This is a genomic window from Thermosynechococcus sp. M98_K2018_005, from assembly GCF_015295825.1.
Classification (GTDB): domain Bacteria; phylum Cyanobacteriota; class Cyanobacteriia; order Thermosynechococcales; family Thermosynechococcaceae; genus Thermosynechococcus.
In genome coordinates, this window is sequence record NZ_DVEH01000024.1 from 1 (window position 1) to 5,061 (window position 5,061).

The 5,061-nt window shown below is 53.7% G+C and carries 7 protein-coding genes; 4 read left to right on the forward strand and 3 right to left on the reverse strand.

The features are described 5' to 3' along the window. Positions 1–6 precede the first annotated feature (6 nt). From queG to IGQ15_RS03210, 3 genes are read left to right on the forward strand one after another with little or no spacing between them, the layout of a single operon-like run. Positions 7–945, forward strand: coding sequence for a tRNA epoxyqueuosine(34) reductase QueG (queG, locus tag IGQ15_RS03200; protein WP_363315771.1), 939 nt, complete (start codon positions 7–9; stop codon positions 943–945). Between the two features lie 26 nt (positions 946–971). Next, the gene (locus tag IGQ15_RS03205) at positions 972–1,871 is read left to right on the forward strand and encodes a vitamin K epoxide reductase family protein (RefSeq protein ID WP_297048605.1); all 900 of its coding nucleotides are present in this window, start codon (positions 972–974) and stop codon (positions 1,869–1,871) included. Positions 1,872–1,925: 54 nt separating this feature from the next. After that, on the forward strand, positions 1,926–2,696 hold the full coding sequence (locus IGQ15_RS03210; RefSeq protein WP_297048608.1) for a response regulator transcription factor: 771 nt from the start codon (positions 1,926–1,928) through the stop codon (positions 2,694–2,696). On the opposite strand, the gene IGQ15_RS03215 is transcribed toward IGQ15_RS03210, so the two are convergent. From IGQ15_RS03215 to IGQ15_RS03225, 3 genes are read right to left on the reverse strand one after another with little or no spacing between them, the layout of a single operon-like run. After that, a complete protein-coding gene (locus tag IGQ15_RS03215; protein ID WP_297048610.1) occupies positions 2,662–2,871 on the reverse strand; it encodes a hypothetical protein in 210 nt (69 codons plus the stop codon). The two genes, IGQ15_RS03210 and IGQ15_RS03215, sit on opposite strands and share 35 nt — an antisense overlap. 1 nt (position 2,872) lies before the next feature. Then, positions 2,873–3,733: a shikimate dehydrogenase gene (locus tag IGQ15_RS03220; protein WP_297048612.1), complete on the reverse strand. Its 861-nt coding sequence runs from the start codon at positions 3,731–3,733 to the stop codon at positions 2,873–2,875. Between the two features lie 6 nt (positions 3,734–3,739). Further along, positions 3,740–4,078 (reverse strand): P-II family nitrogen regulator, encoded by a 339-nt coding sequence (locus IGQ15_RS03225; RefSeq protein WP_297048614.1) that lies wholly within the window; start codon positions 4,076–4,078, stop codon positions 3,740–3,742. Between the two features lie 177 nt (positions 4,079–4,255). Between IGQ15_RS03225 and rph the strand changes: the two genes are divergently transcribed. Then, complete coding sequence (rph, locus tag IGQ15_RS03230) at positions 4,256–4,984, forward strand: ribonuclease PH (protein WP_297048616.1); 729 nt, start codon at positions 4,256–4,258, stop codon at positions 4,982–4,984. The last annotated feature ends 77 nt before the right edge of the window (positions 4,985–5,061 follow it).

Below are 5,061 nucleotides of genomic sequence, written 5' to 3' on the forward strand. Positions count from 1 at the left end.
TTCTCTATGATTACTGCTGCTGCGATTAAGCAATTTGCCCATCAGTTGGGGTTTCATCGGGTGGGGATTGTGGATTTGCGTACCTATACCCATGACCATCCTTCTGGGGTGGCTGCCCTACAACGCTGGCTAGCCCAAGGCTTCCAAGGGGAGATGGCGTGGATGGCCAATCCTCGGCGACAGGAGATTCAAGCCGTCCTGCCGGGCGCGCGATCGGTGATTTCCGTTGCCCTCAATTACTATCAGCCTGATCCACAGCCACCCCCCAAGGTGAAAATTGCCCGCTATGCGTGGGGGCGGGACTACCATCGGGTTTTGGGAAAACGCTTGCAAGCCCTAGGGCAATGGCTTCAGGGTCAGGTACCTGAAATGGACTACCGTTGGTATGTGGATACAGGCCCTGTGCAGGAGAAAGTTTGGGCAGAGCAAGCGGGAATTGGCTGGATTGGCAAGCACAGTAATGTCATTTCGCGACAGTATGGCTCGTGGATTCTTTTAGGAGAGTTAATCACCACGTTGGAGTTGACGGGCGATCGCCCCCACACCAATCACTGCGGCACCTGTACCCGTTGCTTGGTCGCTTGTCCCACCGGCGCCATTGTTGAACCTTATGTGGTGGATGCGAACCGCTGCATTGCCTACCACACGATCGAAAGCCGTGCCCCGCAAATTCCCCCCGCCATTGCCGCTCACTCAGAAGGCTGGGTTGCCGGCTGTGACATTTGCCAAGAGGTGTGTCCTTGGAATCAACGCTTTGCTCAGCCCACGGATGTGGCCGACTTTGCCCCGCGATCGCCCCTCTTGAATACTTCTCCAGAGGAATTGGCCACCCTCAGCGATGAAGCATGGGATGCACTTACCCGTGGTTCTGCCCTACGGCGAATTAAACCAGCCCAATGGCGCCGCAATGCTCAAGCGGTGCTGTCGAGCAATCGGTATGATTAGAAGTGATTGAATGCAGAGGCTCGCCTATGGTTCGACGACGCTCCACCCCTTGGATTCATCGTTGGTCGCGGTGGTTAATTGGCGGGGTTGCCCTCGCTGGCATGGTGGTGACCGCTTACCTGACAATCGCCAAGCTGACCAACCAAGAGGTCACTTGTCCCACCGATGGCTGTGACATTGTCCTCAATAGTCCTTGGGCAACCGTGTTTGGTATTCCCCTCTCCCTCATTGGGTTTGTTGCCTACACGGGGATGCTGTCCTTGGCGGCGGTGCCCCTGTTGTTGAACCAGCCGCAGCAAAAAGAACTCCGCCGCAATGCTGAAAACACCACTTGGCTGTTGCTCTTTCTGGGGGCAACGGCCATGGCTAGCTTCAGCAGTTACCTCATGTATATCTTAGTTACAGAGATTAAGGCCAGTTGTCCCTATTGCATTGCCTCGGCCGTTTTTAGCTTTACATTTTTGATCTTGACGATTATTGGTCGTGAATGGAGCGATCGCGGGCAGCTCTTTTTTAATGGTGTCATTGTTGCTGTGATTACGCTGGTGGGGGTCTTTGGCATCTACAACACCCGCATGGCCACGACGGACGGCCCCGGCATCCCCATCGTCAATACCTCAGGTCCTGCAGAAATTGCCCTCGCTCGCCATCTCACCCAAGTGGGAGCGGTCATGTATGGTGCCTATTGGTGTAGCCACTGCCACGATCAAAAGGAACTCTTTGGCAAGCAGGCGGTACGGGAACTCAACTATGTTGAATGTGACCCCAATGGTGCCAATCCCCAAGTGGAACGCTGCCGTGCCAAGGGAATTCAGGGCTATCCCACATGGGAAATTAATGATCAGCTTTATGCCGGCACGCGATCGCTAAGCGAACTCAGTCAACTCAGTCAATACAAAGGCCCGATGAACTTCAAGAACCAATAGACGCAAGGAACCACAGTGATAGAATGAAGCCAACAGGGCACTACGCAGGTTTTTATGCTTTCTATTGATACAGTGGCCGAACCCCCCAAGGCTCCTTTCGCCACACCCCCTGCCCTTGCCAACATCTTAGTGATTGAAGATGAAGACCTGATTCGGGAAACCCTTGTCCTTGCTTTGCAGGAGGAAGGCTACCATACCCTTGTGGCCAGCGATGGTTATGAGGCCCTCAATCTCATTAATATCTATCTCTTGACGGAGACTAATCCTGAAAATGTAGAGGTGCATCTGATCATCCTAGATGTCATGCTGCCGGGCATCAATGGATTAGACCTGTGCCGCTTAATTCGCCGTGAAGGCTGCACGGTTCCCATTCTCATGATCAGTGCCAAAAGCAGTGAAATTGATCGAGTGGTTGGCCTTGAAATTGGTGCCGATGACTACTTGGCCAAGCCCTTTGGCATGCGGGAAATGCTGGCGCGCTGTCGTGCCCTATTGCGGCGGACGCAAATTCAACAGGCCAGGGTGGCAACGGTTCTGCGCTTTCGCGATCTCTGTCTCTATTCCCAAGAATGCCGCGTAACCCTGCGGGGTAAGGAAGTCAATCTCTCCCCCAAAGAATACAAACTGCTCGAGCTGTTTATGCGCCACCCCCGCCGTGTTTGGCCACGGGAGCAGTTATTGGATCAGGTGTGGGGACATGACTTTATTGGCGATAGCAAAACCGTTGACGTCCACATCCGCTGGCTGCGGGAGAAAATTGAAACCGACCCTAGCCATCCCCAGTACATTCTTACGGTGCGGGGTTTTGGCTATCGCTTTGGTTGAAGATCAGTAAAACAATCGCCATCAAAGCTGCCGGTAAAAGGAGCAGTAAAGCAATTACGCCAAAAGTTGGCGGCAAGGGATAGAGGGGCGCCGCAAATTTAATCCCTAGGGAAATCAACAGTGACATAGCCAAAACCACTGATAACCACATCAGTTCTGACAGCCAAGGTGTCATGTTATTTCTCCACCCCTAGGGCAGTTTCAAGGGCAGTGGCCATGATGGCAGTGGGGGCCGGTTGGCCAATCCAGTACTCCAAGGCTGCAGCTCCCTGATGGAGAAGCATCACAAGGCCGTCGAAGGTTTGCAGTCCCCGTGCCATCGCTAATTGCAAAAGAAGGGTGGGGCGAGGTTTGTAGATGAGGTCATAGACAATGGCGGTGGCGGGCAATTTTGCCAAATCCTCGGCTGTGAGGGGGGTGGCGCTAGTATGGGGACTCATGCCAATGGGGGTGGTATTGACCACAAGGCTAACTTTTTCCAAACAAGCGGCTCGCTCTAACCAGGGGAGGGGATGGAGCGTGATCTGTGGCCAACTGGCAACAAAGGCCTCTAGCCGTTCCCCTTGGCGACCACTGATATAGATCTGCCGACAGCCCAAGTCATAACAGGCAGTGACCACGGCTCGCGCCGCACCCCCATAGCCCAAGACTAAAACAGCAATCTCCGACCACAGGTAGGATTGTTGCCGCAGTGGTGCCAAGAAGCCATGCACATCGGTATTGGTACCCACCCATCCCTTTTCACTGCGATAGACGGTGTTGACTGCCCCCACCTGCTGCGCGAGGTCGCTGACATCCGCCAAATAGGGAAGGATGGTTTCCTTGTGGGGAATGGTGACATTAAAGCCAACGACGTTCAGGGCATCTAGGCCAGCAATTGCCACCGCCAACTGCTGTGGCTTCACCCAAAAGGGCACATAGACATAGTTCAACCCCAAATACTCCAGCGCAGCATTGTGCATTGCCGGTGAGAGGGTGTGCGCAATCGGGTCGCCAATCACCCCCAGAAGCTGGGTGTGGCCGGAGATCTTCGGCATCCGCTCCTAGACAGCCTCGTGATCTTTTTCGCCGGTGCGAATGCGAATGACCTGCTCTACGGGGGTGACGAAGATCTTACCGTCGCCAATTTCGCCGGTGCGGGCAGCTGCAATAATTTTCTCCACGACCATGTCCACTTGATCGTCTTCGACGACAATCTCAACTTTTAACTTTTGTAAAAATTCCACCGTGTATTCTGAACCACGGTACCGTTCCGTTTGTCCCTTTTGCCGCCCAAAGCCGCGTACTTCGGAGACGGTCATGCCGACAATACCCGCATTGACAAGGGCGATCTTGACTTCATCCAGCTTGAAGGGACGAATAATGGCTTCTACCTTTTTCAATGTCAAACTCCTTCTTTATGGCAACGGGCTAGTCTTTATTTAGCATTGGTAAAAGAGTATAACGTGTAGCAATAACTACATTATGTCCAATCCTCGGGCGATCGCCTAATGGCAAGCTCTCGCGCTGGCTCCAGAAAATAAGCTCTAATAGGGAAGGTGATTGAGAGGGGATCAAGCATGGGGTGGCAGCGACCCGATGGCCGTCAACCACAGGAATTGCGATCGCACCAGTTTCAGCGGCATTTCACCCAATTTGCCTTAGGATCAGTACTTGCCCAAGCGGGGCAAACCCAAGTGCTGTGCACCGTTAGTCTCCAAGAAGGCGTACCCAAGTTTTTAGAAGGCACCGGCCAAGGCTGGCTGACAGCGGAGTACCGCATGCTGCCAAGTGCAACGCGGCCACGGCAAGAGCGAGAATTTCTCAAACTCTCTGGGCGCACCCAAGAAATCCAACGCCTGATTGGTCGCAGCTTACGCTCGGCTTTGAACCTATCCCTATTGGGGGAGCGCACACTGATGGTGGATGCCGATGTGCTCCAAGCCGATGCCGGCACGCGATCGCTGGCGATTACGGGGGGCTACATTGCCCTCGTGGATGCCCTTAGTGCCTTACTTCAGCAAGGAGTACTCAGTGAATCTCCCCTATGTCATCAAGTGGCAGCAGTCTCCGTGGGGCTGATTGATGGCGAACCCTATTTGGATTTGAGCTACGCTGAGGATGTGGCGGCCAGTGTGGACTTCAATGTCGTGATGACAGCCAATGGTCAATTCATTGAGGTTCAGGGCACAGCAGAGATGGGGTCTTTTGATCGGGCAACCCTCGATTGCCTTCTCGATGTCGCCACCCAAGGGATTCAAGAACTCATTGAGATTCAACAGCACGTCTTAGCCGCAAGCCATGAGTGAGCAGGCCATTTACCTCGGACACATCGTCAAGTCCAACTCCCACTGCGATTATGTGGCGCAACTAGTAGATCAATTGG

Coding starts and splice junctions, on each gene's coding strand:
- IGQ15_RS03210 (WP_297048608.1), top strand. CDS start 1,926: ATGCTTTCTATTGATACAGTGGCCGAACCCCCCAAGGCTCCTTTCGCC.
- rph (WP_297048616.1), top strand. CDS start 4,256: ATGGGGTGGCAGCGACCCGATGGCCGTCAACCACAGGAATTGCGATCG.
- queG (WP_363315771.1), top strand. CDS start 7: ATGATTACTGCTGCTGCGATTAAGCAATTTGCCCATCAGTTGGGGTTT.
- IGQ15_RS03205 (WP_297048605.1), top strand. CDS start 972: ATGGTTCGACGACGCTCCACCCCTTGGATTCATCGTTGGTCGCGGTGG.
- IGQ15_RS03220 (WP_297048612.1), bottom strand. CDS start 3,733: ATGCCGAAGATCTCCGGCCACACCCAGCTTCTGGGGGTGATTGGCGAC.
- IGQ15_RS03215 (WP_297048610.1), bottom strand. CDS start 2,871: ATGACACCTTGGCTGTCAGAACTGATGTGGTTATCAGTGGTTTTGGCT.